The organism is Chitinophaga sp. G7 BAM 1005, assembly GCF_057126945.1.
In genome coordinates, this window is record NZ_CP181478.1 from 5,604,269 (window position 1) to 5,623,278 (window position 19,010).

Annotated in this window: 16 protein-coding genes; 5 read left to right on the forward strand and 11 right to left on the reverse strand. The window is 47.5% G+C overall.

The genetic code is table 11. From position 1 onward, the window contains the following. Positions 1–166: 166 nt before the first annotated feature. Positions 167–1,306 (reverse strand): NAD(P)/FAD-dependent oxidoreductase, encoded by a 1,140-nt coding sequence (locus ACMXI2_RS22205; RefSeq protein ID WP_483778252.1) that lies wholly within the window; start codon positions 1,304–1,306, stop codon positions 167–169. A 13-nt stretch (positions 1,307–1,319) separates the two neighbouring features. Further along, positions 1,320–2,120, reverse strand: a complete 801-nt coding sequence (locus ACMXI2_RS22210) for an SDR family NAD(P)-dependent oxidoreductase (RefSeq protein ID WP_483778253.1) — start codon at positions 2,118–2,120, stop codon at positions 1,320–1,322. A gap of 149 nt (positions 2,121–2,269) precedes the next feature. On the opposite strand from ACMXI2_RS22210, the gene ACMXI2_RS22215 reads away from it, so the two are divergent. After that, positions 2,270–3,316: an NAD(P)-dependent alcohol dehydrogenase gene (locus ACMXI2_RS22215; RefSeq protein WP_483778254.1), complete on the forward strand. Its 1,047-nt coding sequence runs from the start codon at positions 2,270–2,272 to the stop codon at positions 3,314–3,316. A 128-nt stretch (positions 3,317–3,444) separates the two neighbouring features. On the opposite strand, the gene ilvA is transcribed toward ACMXI2_RS22215, so the two are convergent. The 8 genes from ilvA to ACMXI2_RS22255 all read right to left on the reverse strand — a co-directional run bounded on the left by ilvA (position 3,445) and on the right by ACMXI2_RS22255 (position 13,837). After that, on the reverse strand, positions 3,445–4,701 hold the full coding sequence (gene ilvA, locus ACMXI2_RS22220; RefSeq protein WP_483778255.1) for a threonine ammonia-lyase IlvA: 1,257 nt from the start codon (positions 4,699–4,701) through the stop codon (positions 3,445–3,447). Positions 4,702–4,861: 160 nt separating this feature from the next. Continuing rightward, on the reverse strand, positions 4,862–5,908 hold the full coding sequence (gene ilvC, locus ACMXI2_RS22225; RefSeq protein ID WP_483778256.1) for a ketol-acid reductoisomerase: 1,047 nt from the start codon (positions 5,906–5,908) through the stop codon (positions 4,862–4,864). A 121-nt stretch (positions 5,909–6,029) separates the two neighbouring features. Continuing rightward, positions 6,030–6,566 (reverse strand): acetolactate synthase small subunit, encoded by a 537-nt coding sequence (ilvN, locus tag ACMXI2_RS22230; RefSeq protein WP_079470487.1) that lies wholly within the window; start codon positions 6,564–6,566, stop codon positions 6,030–6,032. 49 nt (positions 6,567–6,615) lie between these two features. Beyond that, positions 6,616–8,364, reverse strand: coding sequence for a biosynthetic-type acetolactate synthase large subunit (gene ilvB / locus ACMXI2_RS22235; RefSeq protein WP_483778257.1), 1,749 nt, complete (start codon positions 8,362–8,364; stop codon positions 6,616–6,618). Continuing rightward, on the reverse strand, positions 8,330–10,009 hold the full coding sequence (gene ilvD / locus ACMXI2_RS22240) for a dihydroxy-acid dehydratase (protein ID WP_483778258.1): 1,680 nt from the start codon (positions 10,007–10,009) through the stop codon (positions 8,330–8,332). The genes ilvB and ilvD overlap by 35 nt, the downstream gene beginning before the upstream one ends. A 247-nt stretch (positions 10,010–10,256) precedes the next feature. Further along, positions 10,257–11,159 carry a branched-chain amino acid transaminase gene (locus tag ACMXI2_RS22245; protein WP_483778259.1) on the reverse strand — a complete coding sequence of 301 codons (903 nt, stop codon included), beginning with the start codon at positions 11,157–11,159 and terminating at the stop codon, positions 10,257–10,259. 687 nt (positions 11,160–11,846) lie between these two features. Further along, positions 11,847–12,944 (reverse strand): phosphotransferase enzyme family protein, encoded by a 1,098-nt coding sequence (locus ACMXI2_RS22250; protein WP_483778260.1) that lies wholly within the window; start codon positions 12,942–12,944, stop codon positions 11,847–11,849. Continuing rightward, positions 12,935–13,837, reverse strand: coding sequence for a sugar phosphate nucleotidyltransferase (locus ACMXI2_RS22255; protein WP_483778261.1), 903 nt, complete (start codon positions 13,835–13,837; stop codon positions 12,935–12,937). The genes ACMXI2_RS22250 and ACMXI2_RS22255 overlap by 10 nt, the downstream gene beginning before the upstream one ends. Before the next feature lie 131 nt (positions 13,838–13,968). On the opposite strand from ACMXI2_RS22255, the gene ACMXI2_RS22260 reads away from it, so the two are divergent. The 3 genes from ACMXI2_RS22260 (at position 13,969) to ACMXI2_RS22270 (ending at position 17,085) form a co-directional block, all read left to right on the forward strand. Then, positions 13,969–15,309: an alpha-L-fucosidase gene (locus tag ACMXI2_RS22260; protein ID WP_483778262.1), complete on the forward strand. Its 1,341-nt coding sequence runs from the start codon at positions 13,969–13,971 to the stop codon at positions 15,307–15,309. A 29-nt stretch (positions 15,310–15,338) separates the two neighbouring features. After that, positions 15,339–16,286 (forward strand): 1-aminocyclopropane-1-carboxylate deaminase/D-cysteine desulfhydrase, encoded by a 948-nt coding sequence (locus ACMXI2_RS22265; protein WP_483778263.1) that lies wholly within the window; start codon positions 15,339–15,341, stop codon positions 16,284–16,286. A gap of 67 nt (positions 16,287–16,353) precedes the next feature. Next, positions 16,354–17,085 carry a hypothetical protein gene (locus ACMXI2_RS22270; protein ID WP_483778264.1) on the forward strand — a complete coding sequence of 244 codons (732 nt, stop codon included), beginning with the start codon at positions 16,354–16,356 and terminating at the stop codon, positions 17,083–17,085. 2 nt (positions 17,086–17,087) lie between these two features. Here ACMXI2_RS22270 and lipB read toward each other — a convergent pair whose 3' ends face one another. Continuing rightward, complete coding sequence (gene lipB, locus ACMXI2_RS22275) at positions 17,088–17,792, reverse strand: lipoyl(octanoyl) transferase LipB (protein WP_483778265.1); 705 nt, start codon at positions 17,790–17,792, stop codon at positions 17,088–17,090. 118 nt (positions 17,793–17,910) lie between these two features. Between lipB and ACMXI2_RS22280 the strand changes: the two genes are divergently transcribed. Further along, entirely contained in the window at positions 17,911–18,984 is a 1,074-nt protein-coding gene (locus tag ACMXI2_RS22280) for an RluA family pseudouridine synthase (RefSeq protein WP_483778266.1), read from the forward strand. Positions 18,985–19,010 lie beyond the last annotated feature (26 nt).

The window sequence follows — 19,010 nt, forward strand, 5'->3', positions numbered from 1 at the left end:
TTCCTGATTGATTTCCTTTCCTTTATGGGGGTGGGAATTGTCAACTGAATGCCTGATAGCGTGGAAATAAAAAATAAATATAAAACACAGAAAACCGGGAAGCAAGTTTTTCCGCTTTAGCGGGAAAAAACATTTTGGGCCGATGCCTGCCCGTAGCGGGTTGCTTTCAGGATTCCAGTGCCATTACGGCGATGTTATCCCCGATTACAGAACCGATGGCAACGCCCATGCCTCCCATTCGCACACCCATGATCACATTTTTCGTATGTGCCTTTACGATAGGTTGCTTTGTTCTACCAAAAGCCATGATGCCGGTCCACCTGTCGGCCACCGCCACTTCACGGCCCGGGAGTATTACGTTATGTAACAATACTTCCAGCTCGTGCTGGATCCGGTCGTTAAACCGGAAGTTAGTAGAAGTTTCCCCGGCAAAATCAAGCTGACGGCCGCCGCCCAGCAGCACTCTTCCCTCCAGTTCCCTGAAATAGTAATATCCTTCTTCCATGTGGAAAACGCCTTTAAAGGGCAGGTTTTTTACCGGTGTGGTGATAAGCACCTGTCCCCTGCCGGGCACTACATCTTCCTCCGGGAGCAGCCGGCGGGTAAAGGCATTGGTACAGATGAGCGCTTTTCGGGCGGAGAAAGTAATATCTTCCTCCAGGGTATGATGCGGCACTATAACGTTTACACCTGTATGAAAATCATCTATTGTTTTTACGGTGCAGCCGGTTTTAATTTCTACTCCTTTTAATATAGCCGTGTCGATGAGTGCGCGCATCATTTTACCGGTATGCAATTCTCCTTCAAAATTATTGCGGATGAGTGCTTTCACATGACCGGGGGCAAAGCCGAAAACAGGCAGCTGGTCGTTTGCCAGGGTGAATGCGGGTTTCCCGTTGAAGAGTTCACCCAGGATGTGATTTACTTCCGGGAGCTGGTGCAGCGCCCATTCTTCGCGGGGACCTATCAGTTCATGGCTGCCGTTTTCCCCGTAGCCGATAGTGGCGTCGCCGAGGCGGCTGCGCAACAGGCGCAGGCCCTGCAGCCGCAGATTTACCAGGTTCTTCACCGCTTCCACGGACATCGTTTGCAGATCAGTCAATATTTCGGTGAGGCTGCCGATGCAGGCAAAGCCGGCGTTTTTGGTACTGGCCCCGGTGGGTAGAACGTCTCTTTCCAGCACCAGTACCCGGCTGCCCGGCGCTCTTTCTTTCAGGCTGATGGCGGCCGACAAACCAACGATACCGCTGCCGATAATGATATAATCGTATTGCAGCAGGCTTTCCTTCTCCCAGAAACTTAACATACTTACTTATTAGTTATACAGTGCCTACAGATCCGCCATCTACCCGGAAAACCGCGCCTGTGATGAAAGAGGCGTGATCAGATGCCAGGAAGGCCACTATGCTGCCGGTTTCCTCCGGGGTACCGGGGCGGCCCAATACCTGGTAGGGACGGTTTTGTTTCAGGAATTCCCGGGCAGCTTCGGCGATGGAAATATTTTTTTCTTTTGAGATGCCTTCCAGCATTTCATCTACCAAAGGTGTTTTGATAAATGCCGGTGAAACAGTGTTTACCAGGATATTGTCTTTCCCGTAGTTCTGCGACAGCGTTTTGGAATAGTTGTTCAACGCGGCTTTTGTAGCATTGTAATGCCCCATGTTGGGATCCGGCTGTTCCGCATTTTCGGAGGAAATGTTGATGATCCTGCCGCCACCCTGCTTTTTCATATGAGGTATTACCAGCTGGGTGAGCGCTACCAGACCGAAGAAATTGACTTCAAACACCTGGCGCCACTGATTCATACTGATAGTATCCAGTGGTCCGAAGGCATCAATGCCGCCGGCGTTGTTTACGAGGATATTGATGTGGCCCAGCTGCTGCACCGTAGTGTTGACCAGCCGCTGCAGGTCCGCTTCTTTCGTCATATCTGCTACTACCGCCAGCACATCCAGTCCCTGCAGGCGGAACATGGCGGCCGTATCTTCCAGTTCATCCGCATTGCGGGCGGTGATCACTACTGTAGCGCCTTCCTGCAGTAAAGATGCTGCGATACCTTTGCCTATACCTTTACTACCGCCGGTAACGATGGCTACCTTTCCTTTTAAGTTAAGCTCCATGATCTTATTAATTTTACACCAAAAATAAAAACAGGCGATCCGTTTATTACTGTATAAGTTATTGAAAAAACAGTAAAAAGAGCCGTTTAAAACCAATGGATATCCGGATAGTACAAATTATGTAGCTTCGGGGACTAAAATTATACACCATGATTGCAACAAAAGCTTATGCTGTGCAGGATGCTGCATCGCCATTGGGTCCCTGGAATTTTGAGCGCAGAGAGCCAGGTCCGCATGATGTACAGATCGAAATCCTTTACTGCGGGGTATGCCATTCGGATATACACCAGGTGCGGAATGAGTGGGGCAATTCCATTTACCCGATGGTTCCGGGCCATGAAATAGTGGGGCGTATCACCAAAGTGGGCGATCATGTCACCAAATTCAAGGTGGGCGATCTCGCCGGGATAGGCTGTTTTGTGGATTCATGCCGGGAGTGTGATCCGTGTAAATCCGGCGAGGAGCAATATTGTGTAACCGGTGGCGCCAGTACTTACAATGGTTACGAAATGGACAGAAAAACGCATACTTATGGCGGATATTCCACCCATATTGTAACAGATGAAAAATATACGCTGAAAGTTTCTGATAAATTACCGCTCGACGGCGTAGCACCGCTGTTATGCGCCGGCATTACCACTTATTCCCCGCTTCGCCACTGGAAAGTAGGCAAAGGCCATAAAGTAGCAGTAGTGGGTTTGGGTGGTCTTGGTCACATGGCGGTAAAGCTCGCCGCCTCTATGGGCGCTGAGGTAACCATGCTGAGCACTTCCCCTTCCAAAGAAGCGGATGCCCGCCGGCTGGGAGCCCATCATTTTGCGCTGATGACAGATAAAGCGCAGGCAAAGCAACTCTACAATAAGTTCGATTTTATCATCAATACTATTTCTGCCCCGCATAATTACACTACTTACCTGAACCTGCTGAACCTGGATGGTGTGATGATTTGCCTGGGCGTGCCCCCGGAACCTTCCGTGGTACCAGCTTTCAGCCTGATCATGGGACGCAGGAGCATTGCCGGGTCACTGATCGGCGGTATCCGTGAAACGCAGGAAATGCTGGATTACTGTGCGGAGCATAATATTACCAGTGATGTGGAAGTAATTAATATCAAGGATATCAATACCGCTTACGAGCGGATGCTGAAAGGCGATGTGAAGTACCGGTTTGTAATTGACATTGCGAGTTTAAAATAAGTTAGCCGGATTTTATTTACCCCCGTCCCGGCCAGTATAGGAAGATCTGCACAAATGTGAATTACTGGATCTTCCGGTGGTAGCATCACAAAAAAAATAGCGCGTCCTTTAATGGACGCGCCTGATTTTTATACGAGATAGCCGAACAGGCTGTCATCTTTATTCAGCTCGGTGATCTGGAAATTATATTTCTGACAATTGGCAATCAGTGTATCGTAGTCTTCGCGGTGCCTCAGTTCCACCCCTACCAGTGCGGGGCCTATTTCCTTATTATGTTTCTGGATATATTCAAACCGGGTGATATCATCATCCGGACCGAGTATATCATTCACAAATTGTTTCAGGGCTCCTGGGCGTTGCGCAAAGCGTACAATAAAATAGTGTTTCAATCCTTCATACAGGAGTGAACGTTCCTTTATTTCCTGCATGCGGTCGATATCGTTATTGCTACCGCTGATAATGCATACTACTTTTTTCCCTTTGATTTCGGCTGCATGGTCGTCCAGCGCTGCGATGGACAAGGCGCCCGCGGGTTCTACCACAATAGCATCTTCATTATATAACCGGAGGATGGTGGAACACACTTTTCCTTCCGGTACCAGGTGCATTTTATCCAGCACATCTTTACAGATTTCGTAGTTGAGGGTACCTACTCTTTTAACAGCGGCGCCATCCACAAAGCGTTCTATTTCATCCAGGGTAACGGGGCGGCCGTTTTCCAGTGCGCGGAGCATGGAGGGCGCCCCTTCCGGTTCCACGCCGATGATGCGGGTATTGGGGCTGTAAGTTTTAAAATAGGTGCCGAGACCGGCAGCAAGTCCGCCGCCGCCAACGGGTACAAAAAGAAAATCGATAGCGGACTGATCTTCCAGTATTTCCACTGCCACCGTGCCTTGTCCTTCAATTATTTTCGGGTTGTCGAAAGGAGGGATAAAGGTCATGCTGTTTGCTTTTGTAAAAGCCTGGGCTTCCGCGGAGCAATCGTCGAAGGTGTCCCCTACGAGGCGGATTTCTATGTGATCGCCGCCGAACATATTTACCTGGTTAACTTTTTGTTTTGGTGTGATCACAGGCATAAACACCACGCCTTTTATATTCATGGCTTTACACGCATAGGCGAAGCCCTGGGCGTGATTACCGGCGCTGGCGCAGGTAACGCCTTTGGCCAGCAGTTCAGCGGGCAGGCTACTGATCAGGTTATAGGCGCCGCGCAATTTATAAGAGCGTACAATCTGCATATCCTCTCTTTTCAGATATACGTCGCAGTTATAACGCCGGGAAAGATTGGCGCTATACATCAGCGGAGTGCGGGTGACGATTGGTTTCAGTTTCACTGCCGCGTCCAGGATATTCAGGGAATTGACACTACTCATTACTTCAGACATAAAATGTAATTAATACAAATGGCAAAGCATTTTCGGGATTATCGAAATCATGGAACCTGTATTCAGTATTGGAAAGATGTGTTCTTCCGTACTAAATACGAGCGCCAATAATTTCAATAATTCGAAAATGCTTTGCCATTGTAATGTATAATATTAGCTATTACGCGTTGTTAGGACGCAGCTTACGTACAGCCGCACCTGCCTGCCACATTTCGCTTTCGCGGAGTTCTTTCAGTTCTTCGTTCAGTTTCTCGCGGTAGTCCGGAGTGCTGTTGGAAGCGATAGAACGGGCAGCTTCTTTACCTGCAGCAACGCTGGCATACAGTTCATCAAATACAGGCTGGGTAGCAGTTTTGAACTTCTTCCACCAGTCGAGCGCACCGCGCTGAGCAGTAGTAGAGCAGTTTGCATACATCCAGTCCATACCGTTTTCTGCTACCAGTGGCATCAGTGACTGAGTGAGTTCTTCTACTGTTTCGTTGAAAGCTTCAGAAGGTGAGTGACCATTCTTACGCAGTGTTTCGTATTGAGCAGCGAAGATACCCTGGATACAACCCATGAGAGAGCCGCGTTCACCGGTAAGATCGGAGAAAACTTCTTTTTTGAAATCTGTTTCAAACAGGTAACCGGAACCAACGCCGATACCCAGTGCTACTACGCGTTCTTTAGCGCGGCCGGTAGCGTCCTGGAAAATAGCGTAGCTGGAGTTCAGACCCTGACCAGCCAGGAACAGGCGGCGCAGTGAAGTACCGGAACCTTTTGGAGCTACCAGGATTACGTCTACATCAGCAGGAGGAATAATACCGGTTTGGTCTTTATAGGTAATACCGAAACCGTGGGAGAAGTACAGTGCTTTACCAGGAGTCAGGTGTTGCTTTAAAGTAGGCCACAGGGTGATCTGTCCGGCATCAGACAGCAGGAACTGAATAATAGTACCTTTCTGAGCTGCTTCTTCGATATCGAATAAAGTTTCACCAGGAACCCAGCCATCAGCAACTGCTTTATCCCAGGTTTTGGAATTTTTACGTTGACCTACAATAACATTAAAGCCATTGTCTTTCAGGTTCAGTGCCTGGCCAGGACCTTGTACGCCATAACCAATAACTGCAATCACTTCGTTCTTCAGCACTTCCCTTGCTTTTTCCATAGGGAATTCTTCTCTGGTTACTACTTGTTCGAGTACCCCTCCAAAATTGATGGTTGCCATGTGTTGTTTTTTTAGCTTTTAGCTACTAGCTGTTAGCTATTAGCTGAGGTGTGATTTGAATGAATAATGATTAAGATGTCAGCTGCCGGCCGGCAGCCAGTTATTTGCTGAAAGCACGCGGCTAAAGACCGGGAGCTTCCTGTGTGTGTAATTCTTTCAGGTGCTCGTGGAAACGGCGGCTCCATTTTACAATGGCAACCCTTCCGCTCTTGGTATATTCTATCAGGCCGTATGGCTCCAGTTTCTTGATGAAATCCGTCAGCTCCTGCTGATGACCTGTTTTCTCGATCACAAAATAATCTGCGGTGATCGTCAGAATACGCGCATTGTTTTCACGTATCAGTCTTTCGATATCACCTGTATGTAACGACCGGGTAGAAATCTTGTACAACGCCAGCTCCTGGTATACCACTTCATCTTCTTCATGCACAAAAGCGCGGTGAATTTCAATCAGTCTTTCTATCTGTCCAACTACCTTATCCAGCTTCTCACGTGTAGACATCACCGTTATTACAAACTTATACACACCCGGAATTTCTGTTTCAGCGGTGGTTAAGCTGGTGATATTGATGCCCCTGCGGGTAAATATGATGGTGATACGGTTGGTTATACCTATACGATCTTCCGTATATACCGTTACTGTATATTCTTTTTGCATATACCTGTTGTGAATTACAAATGATCAATGTGAATCCTCCGGGATGCTGCTACTCCAGCCTGATGCTGGAAACAGGAGCGCCTGCAGGCACCATAGGGAATACGTTATCTTCTTTTTCCACTACTACTTCCAGCAGATAAGCACCCTTGTGCGCCAGCATTTCATCAATAGCGGCGGATATATCTTCCCTTGCTGTTACTTTTTTGCCGGGGATATAAAATCCTTTGGCAACCTGTACAAAGTCGGGATTGACCATTTCAGTGGAGGAATAGCGCCTGTCGAAAAACAGCTGCTGCCATTGTCTCACCATTCCCAGGAAGTTATTGTTCAGGATCACTATTTTCACCCCAATCTGCGACTGGTGGATAGTGCCCAGTTCCTGTAATGTCATCTGGAAGCAACCATCGCCGATAATAGCGACTACTTCTTTTTCAGGCGTACCGGTTTTGGCGCCCATTGCTGCCGGCAGCGAAAAGCCCATAGTACCCATTCCACCGGAAGTGACATTGGTATTGGGATTTTTGAAGCGGTAGTAGCGGGAAGCTACCATCTGATGCTGACCAACATCTGTTACCAGTACCGCTTCTCCTTTGGTTTTTTCTGAGATCAGGCGGATTACTTCTGCCATTTTCAGTTCACCTTCCTGCGGATAGAGTTCAGCATGCTGTACTTTATCATATTCTTTTTTATCGGCGACGCGGAATTCTTCCAGCCAGGCGGCATGCTCTGCAGGGTTTACCTGTTTGATCAATGCTGCCAGGGCTGGCTTCGCATCTGCGTGAACCGCTACATCAGCTTTGATGATCTTGTTGATCTCTGCTGCATCGATTTCGATGTGTATAACTTTCGCGTTGGGAACATAAGTGCCTATGTCGCCGGTTACGCGGTCATCGAAGCGCATACCCACTGCGATCACCACATCGGCTTCGCCGGTGAGCATATTAGGACCATAGTTACCATGCATTCCCAGCATACCTACATACAGCGGGTGATCTACCGGTACGGCAGACAAGCCCAGTAAGGTAGATCCAATCGGGATAGCGGCTTTTTCCGCCAGTGCGATCAGTTCTTTTTCCGCACCTGATAACAGTACGCCATGACCACAGAGGATGAATGGCTTCTTTGCACCGTTGATCAGTGCTGCTGCTGCTGCTACTGCATCCTGGTTTAATTCAGGAATAGGACGGTAACTGCGGATATATTCACATTTCTTGTACTCATATTCAAATTCCCCGAACTGTGCGTTTTTGGTGATATCCACCAGTACAGGGCCGGGACGGCCGCTGCGGGCAATGTAAAATGCTTTGGCCATTGCGCCCGGGATATCTTCCGGACGGGTTACCTGTATATTCCACTTGGTGATAGGCATGGTAATGCCAATCACGTCTGTTTCCTGAAATGCGTCGGTTCCTAACAGGGCAGCGGCTACCTGGCCGGTTACGCATACCATTGGGGTACTGTCCATATAAGCATCCGCCAAACCTGTAACCAGGTTGGTGGCGCCCGGACCGGACGTAGCAAAAGCTACACCTACCTTACCGGAGCTGCGTGCATAACCTTGTGCAGCATGAGTGGCACCCTGTTCGTGCCGGACGAGTATATGATGGACCTGATCCTGGAAATCGTAAAGGGCATCATAAATAGGCATGATCGCCCCGCCGGGATATCCGAAAATGGTGTCCACCCCTTCTTCGATCAGGGAACGGATCACAGCTTCGGAACCTGTAATCACAGGCTTTGCAGCTAACTGTTTATCTGCTATCTCAGGCTTCATCGGTAACACATCCTTCTGTTGCATTTTTTACAAGTTTTGCGTACTTAAATAAGATTCCATTGGTCACTCTCAATGCGGGTTGTTTCCATGCTGCCCGGCGTGCGGCCAGTTCCTCGTCACTGATTTCCACATTGATAAAATTCTTCGTTGCGTCTATTTCGATGATATCGTTGTCTTGTACAAGGGCGATATTTCCCCCTTCAAAAGCTTCCGGGGTGATATGGCCTACCACAAATCCGTGGGTACCGCCGGAGAAGCGGCCATCGGTGATGAGGGCTACGCTTTTACCCAATCCCACGCCCATGATAGCGCTGGTGGGTTTCAGCATTTCCGGCATACCGGGAGCGCCTTTCGGGCCTACCTGGCGGATGACGACCACATCTCCTTCTTTTACTTTACCGGAGGTGATACCTGCGATCAGTTCAAATTCGCCGTCAAATACACGGGCGGGGCCTCTGAAGCGTTCGCCTTCCTTGCCGGTGATCTTGGCTACGGAGCCTTCTGTAGCGAGGTTACCATAAAGAATCTGGATGTGGGCGGTTTGTTTCAATGGTTTTTCCAGCGGCACAATGATATCCTGTGTGCTGAAATCTATGTCTGCCACGTCTTCCAGGTTTTCAGCGATTGTTTTACCGGTAACGGTCATACAGTGGCCGTGGAGATAGCCTTTTTTCAGGAGATATTTCATTACCAGTGGAACGCCGCCGATGTTGTGGAGGTCTTCCATGAGGTATTTACCACTTGGTTTCAGGTCGGCGATCAACGGTGTTTTATCGCTGATGCGCTGAAAATCTTCCAGCCTGATAGAGATGCCTACTGACTTTGCAATGGCGATAAAGTGCAGTACGGCGTTGGTGCTGCCACCCAGGGCCATGATAATGGTGAGCGCGTTTTCAAACGCCTCTTTGGTCATGATGTCCTTCGGTTTAATATCTTTTTCAAGGAGCAGGCGGATGTATTTACCAGCAGCGATACATTCATCCTTTTTGTCCTGGCTCAATGCGGGGTTGGATGAGCTGTACGGGAGGCTCATACCGAGTGCTTCGATAGCGGAAGACATGGTATTAGCGGTGTACATACCGCCACAGGCGCCGGCGCCGGGGCAGGAATGCTGTACAATGCCTTTGAAATCGCCTTCATCCAGTTTGCCGGCCATTTTCTGACCTAATGCTTCAAATGCGGAGATGATGTTGAGATCCTGGCCTTTATATTTTCCGGGGGCGATGGTACCGCCATAAACCATGATAGAGGGGCGGTTAAGGCGACCCATAGCCATCAGGGAACCGGGCATGTTCTTATCGCAGCCAGGTACGGTGATCAGGGCGTCGTAATATTGCGCTCCTGCAACGGTTTCAATGGAATCTGCAATCAGATCACGGCTAACAAGGGAGTAGCGCATCCCCGGCGTACCATTACTCATACCATCGCTGACGCCAATAGTATGGAAAATAAGTCCGACCAGATCATTTGCCCAGACGCCTTTTTTCACGTCTTTCGCCAGATCATTCAGGTGCATATTGCAGGTGTTGCCATCGTAGCCCATGCTAACGATACCCACCTGTGCTTTTTTCAGATCTTCTTCTGTTAAACCAATTCCATACAATTGTGCCTGCGCAGCTGGTTGCGTAGGGTCTTGCGTGATCGTCTTGCTGTATTTATTTAATTCCATTGCTTTTTGTTATTACCCCGATTACAGGTGTTTATAGGTACCCTATTTTAAAAACTCTCCACAAATTACCCGGTGTCATCGTCAAATTCAAACCAACTTATTCCAATTTACCGGTCTTCAAATCTGCCCTTTTAACTTCAAAACCCTTTACTGCAAAGGATTGTAAGTTTTTCGATTTACAACCTTCAAAGGGTTTTAACTGTTAGCTGTTAGCATTTTGCGAATGCTAACAGCTAACAGCCAACGGTTATGCTAATTGAGCTTCGCGCTGAAATGACTTTTCCAGCACTTTAGCTTTGTAAGCCTGTTGGAGTAATTTTCCGAGTGACTGTGCCCAGGGCTTACTGAAAGGCTGACCGTCCAGGGAGTCGATACCGATGATTTCTGCTGCGGTACCGCAGAAAAATGCTGCTTCGGCTTCTTTTAACTCTGGGATGGTGAATAATTTCTGTTCCAGTGGGATATTCAGTTCCTGGCAAAGTTCGATAACAGTGGCGCGGGTGATGCCTGGGAGGATGTTACCGGCGGGAGGAGTGTATATTTTGCCGTCTTTTTCAAAGAAGATGTTAGCACCGGGGCCTTCTGCAACGTAACCATTCATATCCAGCAGCAGCGCTTCATCGTAACCTTTTTCTTTTGCTTCCTGCGAGGCCAGTATTGAGTTTACATAAAGACCGGCCGATTTCGATTCTATTTTAAATGCTTTCGGATTTGGTCGTTCGTAGGAGGAAGTCATTACGCGCAAAAGCTTTTCTCCCAGGTAAGCTCCCCATTCCCATGCGCAGATCAGGATATGCGACTCTGCGGCGGCTTTCAGCGTCATATTTGGCGGACAGAAAACCAGCGGCCGGATATACGCTTCTTCCATGTTGTTCATCTCCAGCACTTTATAACAAGCGGCGATCAGCTCTTCGTTATCAAATTTGTAGGGAATGTGGATCAGTTCACAGGAGCGCTTCAGGCGATCGAAGTGTTCTTTTGCTTTAAAGATTTTCACTTCGCCGTTTGCGGTTTTGTAGGCGCGGATGCCTTCAAAAACAGCATAACCGTAGTGGAGTGACTGGCCATACAGGTCAGTTGTAGCAGCATTTGCTTTGGTGTACTCACCGTTGATGTAAAGAAAAGTGTTGTCGTTGTAATAGCTATACATAAAATTGAAATTATACCAGGAATATACAGTCCAAAAAAAAGCCTTCCTCTTTGCGGAGGAAGGCGTTATATTTTGTGATTATATGCACGTTTACCTATCCTCCATACTGGTGGCTAATAATGACAACGACGATAATCACGACCTTCGTGATAGCCCAGTTGAGCTGAGGTACGATGTGATTAAGTTTTATATTGTCTTTATTTACCCACATGGAGGTGCTTGTTTTCTTTAGCGTTTCTACAAAAGTATTCGTGAAAAAAATAAAAAACAACAACACACCCAATATTTAGTAAAAAATTAATCACATTAAAGGTTTTTGAAAATATTTAAAAAAAGAAAGCAATAGTTACGCATTTTCTAAACAAATCAACTGATCCTTATAAATTAATCTACCGGTTTTGTGTACAAAAGACGCGGAAATTGTCTTATTCAGGATTACGCTGATTATACTGATTTAGGGATTTGATCATGTTGGATTTTAAAGGATTTGGGGAGATATAAGCGGGTATATCCACTTATATCTCCCCAAATCCTTTAAAATCCCAAAAGTCCGATCAAGGTTATCAGTGTAATCCGTTTAATCCTGAAAAAGACAACCTCCGCGTAAAAAAAAATCCCGGTGCAGGAAGCACCGGGATAAAATGATTTCATTTCATTTACTGTTCACGTTCTAAAAAATGATTTCATTTACTGTTCACTTGTTACATTGACATGCAGGCATTTGTCGATGATATCCTGCAGTACTGTTTCTTTTTCCATGAGCCGCTGAAGTAAAACCAGTTGGTTTTTTGCGCGGTCGTAATTGTGTGTCGGATACTTGATGGGATAATATACATCACCGTTCAGATAATCGGTGAGGAAGCGTATCCCCTGCATGTAGATCATAAACTTCCCGGCAAAGAACAGTTGCTCTTTTTCTACTTTTGTCAAAGTACCGCCAATCTCTGCGAGATACCCCTGCATAAGGGCTTCGTAGTATTCTTCGCGGATAACGATCTGGCTGAAATCCCTTTCTTCTTCAGACACGGGGCAAACATAAGTGCGTACCATGTCACCGAGGTCCGAGATGATTTTTCCGGGCATCAGGGTATCCAGGTCACATACACAAATACCTTCATAAGTATCCTTGTTGAGCAATACGTTATTGATTTTGGTATCATGATGCATCAGATGGTCCCTGAATTCAGGATTTGTTTTCAGTTGTTCATACGTTACTGCGATGTCAGAATAGCGGAGGAAATCTTCAATCAGCTCTTCTGCTGCAACTTTCCGGTCTTCCTTTGCCGTTCGGATAGCCTCCTGGAAGGCGCTGTACCGAAGGGTCAGGTTGTGAAAGTTTGGAATCGAAGCTTTAAACGGCTTCAGGTCAATTCCCGAAAGGTAACTGGCGAGGCGGCCAAATTGTCTGGCTGCTTCATACGCCTGCTTTGGGTTGTCGGCCTGGTCTACCGTTACGGAATCCGCAATAAAAGGGATCAATCTCCAGTATTCGTTGTCAATTACAAAGAGCTCTTCCCCGTTAACCGTGGGGATCGGCGTAATAAACAGATAGCCGGGATGATGAACTGCCAGATAATCCGCTGCCATTCTCTGGTTGGCGGCGATAACTCCTGGTTCCTTAAATACGTTTACATTGATCTTTTGTAAAACGTATCTACTGCCGTCCTGCTTTTTTTCTAACAAAAAAGTGTTGTTGATGTGTCCTGATCCAAATTTTCGGACATTTAATCCTTCAGGCTCAAGTCCGAAAGCCTGAAGGATCTTTTTGTTGGGTTTTATTTCCATAAATTGTCTGGATATTCTCCATTCTTAACCAGCGCCGACAAGCTGGCCTGCACACCCGGTGCATCTTCTTTGTAAGTAACGCCAAACCATTTTGCGCTGGTTGGTATTACCTTTACCTGGCCAATACCACGGCGGGTAAATTCATCGGCTACAATCGTAATAAAGAACTCCGATTTAGGATTGCTGCTGTTTTTTTCCAGAAATTCACTGAAAAGGCCCTGGCTCAGTTCAAATACGCTCGGATGAAATCCCCAGAAGTTCATGGATACCGGCGTGTTGGCTGCTAACGGATGTTTGCTGCCATCTGCCTCTTCATAAACAATCTGGTTGTTTTCAGCGTATATCTTGGTCCTTTCGTTGATAGCCGCCAGGTTACCGTCTGCGCTTACTTCGCATACACCGCGGGATACGGAACCATGCTCACTGATAGTTTTGCCCAGTTCATAACCTACCACGCTGTATACGTTGGGTTTGCAGTCGTTGTTCAGGAAAGCCGCCATTTTAACGAAAGCATCGGTACCATAGAAATCATCTGCATTGATCACTGCAAATGGCTCATTGATAGCATTTTTGGCGCAAAGAACGGCGTGGGCAGTACCCCACGGCTTGGTTCTTTCGGCCGGCACCGCATGATCTCCTAAAAAAGCATCCATTTCCTGGTATACAAAATCAACAGCCACGCGGCCTTTGAGCTTTGGTTCAAAGATCTCCTTGAACTCAGCCGCAAAATTCTCGCGGATGATGAACACTATTTTTCCAAAACCGGCGCTGATAGCGTCGTAAATAGAGTAGTCAACGATAGTTTCACCACTGGGGCCAAATTGCTGGATTTGCTTTAAACTGCCGTAGCGGCTGGCCATACCGGCCGCCAAAATCAATAAAGTCGGTTGCATTTTTCTGATATTAGTTTTATAAGTGTCAACTATTTACCTAAAAATATCGGCGCTAAATTTAATCATTAAAACTATTTTCACACTTTCTTTTTGTAGTAACACCCTTTTTTAAAGATTAATTAAACTGAACAATGAAGAGAGTATTAGTGCTGGTAGCCTTTGCCATGCAGCTTCTTACCGCTGCCCATGCGCAACAGAAAACAAATCCGGATGACATCAAAGAAAAAATGCAGTGGTTCTCCGATGCCAAACTGGGCATTTTTATTCACTGGGGCATCTATTCTGTCAAAGGAATAGACGAATCCTGGTCCTTCCACAACAAAAAAATATCCTACCCCGATTACATGCAGCAGCTGAAAGGCTTTACTGCAAATAATTACAACCCGCAGGCATGGGCCGACCTGATCAAAGAATCCGGCGCCCGCTATGCGGTAATGACCACCAAACACCACGATGGCGTAGCGCTGTGGGACAGCAAATACAGTAAACTGGATGTTGCTAACAGTACACCGGCGAAAAGAGACGTGCTCACCCCACTCTACGCAGCTTTGCGGCGCGATAGTATCAAATGTGGCGCCTATTTCTCCCTGATCGACTGGAGCCACAACGATTATCCGCAGTTTCTGAAAGACAGCAACCGCTACGAAATCAAAGCCCAGCCCGAAAGATGGCAACGCTTCCTGAAATTTTATGAAGGCCAGATGGCCGAAGTAATGACGAAGTTCAACCCGGACCTGTGGTGGTTCGATGGCGACTGGGAACATTCCGCCGACGAATGGGAAGCACAAAAAATGAGACAGATGCTCACCTCCCATAACCCCAACACCATTATCAACGGACGCCTCCAGGGTTACGGCGATTATGAAACCCCGGAACAGAACTTCCCCGTGTCGCGCCCGAAGTACCACTGGTGGGAGCTTTGCATGACCATCAACAATAACTGGGGATGGCAGCCACAGGACAACAACTGGAAAACACCCTTCGAAATTATCACCATCTTCGTGGATGCCGTCAGCAATGGCGGTAACCTCCTCCTCGATATCGGCCCCAAAGCCGATGGCAGCATCCCTGAAGAAGAAGTACATATGCTGAAAGAACTCGGCGCCTGGAACAAACGCAACGGCGAAGCAGTGTTCAATACCATCGGCGGTATTCCGCAGGGACACTTTTATGGCCCCACCACCCTCTCTAAAGATTCCAGCACCCTCTACCTGTTCCTGCCTGCTAAAACCAGCGGCCAGGTAATGGTAAAGGGCCTCTCCAATAAAATTGAAAGCATCACCGTACTGGGCAACAACAGCCAGCTGACCCACAAAGTAGTGGGCAAAATTTCCTGGAGTCCCGTACCCGGACTGGTTTTTATAAATGTACCGGAAAATGTACACGATAAATATATCACGGTGCTCAAAGTGAAGCTGGATAAGGCAGTGAAGCTATACAGGGGCCAGGGCGGTTTCTTAACCAATGATTAATAAGCATTTTTGATTTTATATTTGGGGAGATGGAAGCTGCCGTATGCTTTCATCTCCCTGATCTTTTTATCGCCTTATCACTTAACCGCTGCATGCTTTCTTACAACAACATTACCCTCGAATCTTTTCAAACCACCTGGCTGCCGGAGCATATCCACGCTGCCATACTGCGTTTGGATAAAATTCACCCGGAGGTATCAGGCAATAAGTGGTTTAAGCTGAAATATAACATCGCGGCGGCTAAGGCAAATAACAACACCGGCATCCTTACCTATGGCGGCGCCTACTCCAATCATATTGCAGCTACCGCGCTGGCCTGTAAGGAAGCAGCATTGCCCTGCGTAGGAATTATCCGGGGAGAAGAACATTACAACCACCTGAATCATACATTGCAAACCGCGGAAAACAATGGCATGAAGCTGGTTTTCATTAGCCGGGAGGATTATCGCAATGGTAAAGGCGGCGAAACCTTATATCCCGGTTATCATGTTGTTCCTGAAGGCGGTCACAACACCCTGGGCGCCAAAGGCTGCGAAGAGATCCTGTCTGTCTTCCCCACAACAAATTATACACATATCCTCTGTGCCGCAGGCACAGGCACCACGCTTGCGGGCCTTATCAACAGTGCCGCACCCCATCAGCAGGTAATCGGGATTCCCGTGCTGAAAGGCGCACAGTATCTCGAAAAGGAGGTTACAGACCTCCTGCATCCCGGAAATATCACCCGCTGGCAGTTGTTATACGAACACCACGGTGGAGGCTATGCAAAGAAATCGCCTGCACTTATAGATTTTATCAATACTATTTACAAAGAAACAGGCATCCCAACAGATATTATTTACACCGGTAAACTGGTAATGGCCTTTCGCGATCTGGCCCAGCAGGGCTACTTTCCGGCCAACAGCAACATATTGCTGATACACACCGGCGGCCTTCAGGGCAATCTTTCCCTTCCTCCCGGCGTTCTATCCTTTTAAAAACTGTTCGTTATATTTGAACGGTAGTGTATTTTTGCCAACTTTAAGAGCTCACGGAATAATCAGTATGAAGCAGATTGTGCGTATAACATTTGTTATTGGAATTTTTTTATTGACCGGATTTGCAGGAAACGCTCAGACACAGGAGTTTGTGCCACCTGTACTACCTAATTTTACCGCTTCTATTAAAACCGGTAGAATACAACTGGACTGGATCTCCGGCTTCACACAGGTAAAAGAAATTGGGGTACAGCGCTCGCTCGACAGCGTACTGAACTTTAATACCATTGGTTACGCCAGCTATCCTACTCAAACAAGGAATGCTTATCTCGATAATAAACCGTTACCGGGCAGCAACTATTATCGTCTCTTTATTTTATTCACCAACGGACGCTTCATGTACAGCAAAACCGTACTGGCCTTGTCCGACAGCACTATCCGCGCTGATCAGAAATTGCAGTATGCCGATATCATGGATGCTTCAAGAGGACTGAGAGGCCGGGAACAGGAGAACAGGGAGCCGGAAAGAGCTTCCTGGCATCCCTCCAACTACATCTACACTACCGCCGATGGTAACATCAACATAAAACTGCCGGATGCACCGCAAAAGAAATACTCCATTAAGTTTTATGAATCCAACGGTACTTTCCTTTTTGATATAAACCAGGTAAAAGGCCCTTCCCTCATTTTGGAGAAAGCCATTTTCATGCATGCCGGATGGTTCAACTTCGAAATATTCGAGGATGGAAAATTAAAGGAGAAATGGAACCTGTTCATTCCATTGAACTATAAAATGTAATGCTACACCATTTCAGCGTTGAATACTTCGCCGAAATGTTTGCTCAGCTTAGCTTTCACTTCTTCGAGGCTTACCGGCTTTCCCACTTCTTTATCGAGTGAGGCAACCTGCTTGTCTGCAATGCCACAGGCGATAATATTATTGAAGTAATCCATGAGGGTATTTACATTCAGGGCGAAGCCATGCATGGTTACCCAGCGGCTGCAACGAACCCCCATCGCGCATATTTTACGGGCTTTCGCTTTATCGTGCGGGTCCAGCCATACGCCGGTTTCCCCGGAAGAACGGTCGCCGGTTACGCCATACTCCGCCAACGTGCGGATGATCACCTCTTCCAGGCAACGCAGGTATTTGCCGATATCTGTAAAGAAGTTTTCGAGATCCAGGATAGGATAACCCACTACCTGGCCGGGACCATGAAACGTAATATCTCCGCCGCGGTTGGTAGGCACAAAGCCTATCCCCTGCTCCTGCAGCTCCTGTTGGGAAATCAGCAGGTTTTCCATATGCCCGCTTTTACCGATGGTATACACAGGTGGATGTTCGCAAAACAACAGGTAGTTGGTAGTAGCCTTTGGCAACTGATCGGCCACCCTGGTTTTCAACTGCACATTTTCCTTCAGCAACTGCTCCTGGTAATCCCAGGCAGCCTGGTAGTCTATCACGCCGAGGTCTTTTACTACAATCTTCTGCTTTACTTTATCCATGATCATATTAATCTTTTTCAGCCGCGCAAAGGTACGCCAAATCGCTGTGATACGGAACATTTGCCTACAGGGCTGCTAAACTGCCAACTAAGCTTTACCTTTGCAAAAAATTATATTGATGGCTGAAGAATTGCTGGAACTGGAAGATGAGCTGGAAAACGGGGATGGCAGCGAGGAATTATATGAAAAGATTAATATGGTGGTCGACAAAGGTCAGGACCCTATCCGTATTGATAAATTCCTTACTAACCGCATAGAAGGCGCCACCCGCAATAAGATCCAACAGGCCCTGGATGATGAACTGGTATTGGTGAACGATAAACCCGTGAAGGCCAATTACAAGATCCGGCCGCTGGACAGGATCGTTGTGTTTTCCAACCGGAACCCGGAAAATACCGATATCATTCCACAAGAACTACCGCTGAATATTGTATTTGAAGACGACGATATTATGGTCATCGACAAACCCGCCGGCCTGGTAGTACACCCCGGCTGCGGTAACCGCGATGGCACACTGGTAAATGGCCTCTCGTGGTACCTGGGCGATAAAACCCAGGCTACAGAGCCGGAAATTCCCCGTTTCGGGCTGGTACACCGCATCGATAAAAATACCAGCGGGTTGCTGGTCATCGCCAAGTCCGGGAAAGCGATGAACGACCTGGCCAAACAATTCTTTGATCACACCGTACATCGCCGCTACATTGCGCTGGTATGGGGCGATTTTGAAGAAGACGAAGGAACGGTGGTAGCTCACGTAGGCCGCCATCAACGCTTACGTAAAATCATGGACGCATATCCCGACGGTGAATACGGCAAGGAAGCCATCACCCACTACCGCGTACTGGAAAGGTTTAATTATGTAACCATGATTGAATGCCGCCTCGAAACCGGCCGCACCCACCAGATCCGTGTACACATGCAGCATATCGGCCACTCCCTGTTTAATGATGAAACCTACGGCGGTAACCGCATCGTTAAAGGCACCGTATACACGAAGTACAAACAGTTTGTGGAAAACTGCTTTAATATCATGCCCCGTCATGCCCTGCACGCACAACAGCTGGGCTTCATACATCCCCGCACCCGCGAGCAGATGCACTTTGAAAGCAACTTACCTTCCGACTTTACGGCTGTGCTGGAAAAGTGGAAAAGATACATCGCGGCCAGGCCACTGAAAGATGATGAAGAATAACTTATACCCGGTTTTAGCGGGGAACT

Bases quoted from the DNA above. Each gene is read 5' to 3' on its own strand.
- ACMXI2_RS22205 (WP_483778252.1), bottom strand. From the start codon at position 1,306: ATGTTAAGTTTCTGGGAGAAGGAAAGCCTGCTGCAATACGATTATATC.
- ACMXI2_RS22210 (WP_483778253.1), bottom strand. From the start codon at position 2,120: ATGGAGCTTAACTTAAAAGGAAAGGTAGCCATCGTTACCGGCGGTAGT.
- ACMXI2_RS22215 (WP_483778254.1), top strand. From the start codon at position 2,270: ATGATTGCAACAAAAGCTTATGCTGTGCAGGATGCTGCATCGCCATTG.
- ilvA (WP_483778255.1), bottom strand. From the start codon at position 4,701: ATGTCTGAAGTAATGAGTAGTGTCAATTCCCTGAATATCCTGGACGCG.
- ilvC (WP_483778256.1), bottom strand. From the start codon at position 5,908: ATGGCAACCATCAATTTTGGAGGGGTACTCGAACAAGTAGTAACCAGA.
- ilvN (WP_079470487.1), bottom strand. From the start codon at position 6,566: ATGCAAAAAGAATATACAGTAACGGTATATACGGAAGATCGTATAGGT.
- ilvB (WP_483778257.1), bottom strand. From the start codon at position 8,364: ATGCAACAGAAGGATGTGTTACCGATGAAGCCTGAGATAGCAGATAAA.
- ilvD (WP_483778258.1), bottom strand. From the start codon at position 10,009: ATGGAATTAAATAAATACAGCAAGACGATCACGCAAGACCCTACGCAA.
- ACMXI2_RS22245 (WP_483778259.1), bottom strand. From the start codon at position 11,159: ATGTATAGCTATTACAACGACAACACTTTTCTTTACATCAACGGTGAG.
- ACMXI2_RS22250 (WP_483778260.1), bottom strand. From the start codon at position 12,944: ATGGAAATAAAACCCAACAAAAAGATCCTTCAGGCTTTCGGACTTGAG.
- ACMXI2_RS22255 (WP_483778261.1), bottom strand. From the start codon at position 13,837: ATGCAACCGACTTTATTGATTTTGGCGGCCGGTATGGCCAGCCGCTAC.
- ACMXI2_RS22260 (WP_483778262.1), top strand. From the start codon at position 13,969: ATGAAGAGAGTATTAGTGCTGGTAGCCTTTGCCATGCAGCTTCTTACC.
- ACMXI2_RS22265 (WP_483778263.1), top strand. From the start codon at position 15,339: ATGGAAGCTGCCGTATGCTTTCATCTCCCTGATCTTTTTATCGCCTTA.
- ACMXI2_RS22270 (WP_483778264.1), top strand. From the start codon at position 16,354: ATGAAGCAGATTGTGCGTATAACATTTGTTATTGGAATTTTTTTATTG.
- lipB (WP_483778265.1), bottom strand. From the start codon at position 17,792: ATGGATAAAGTAAAGCAGAAGATTGTAGTAAAAGACCTCGGCGTGATA.
- ACMXI2_RS22280 (WP_483778266.1), top strand. From the start codon at position 17,911: ATGGCTGAAGAATTGCTGGAACTGGAAGATGAGCTGGAAAACGGGGAT.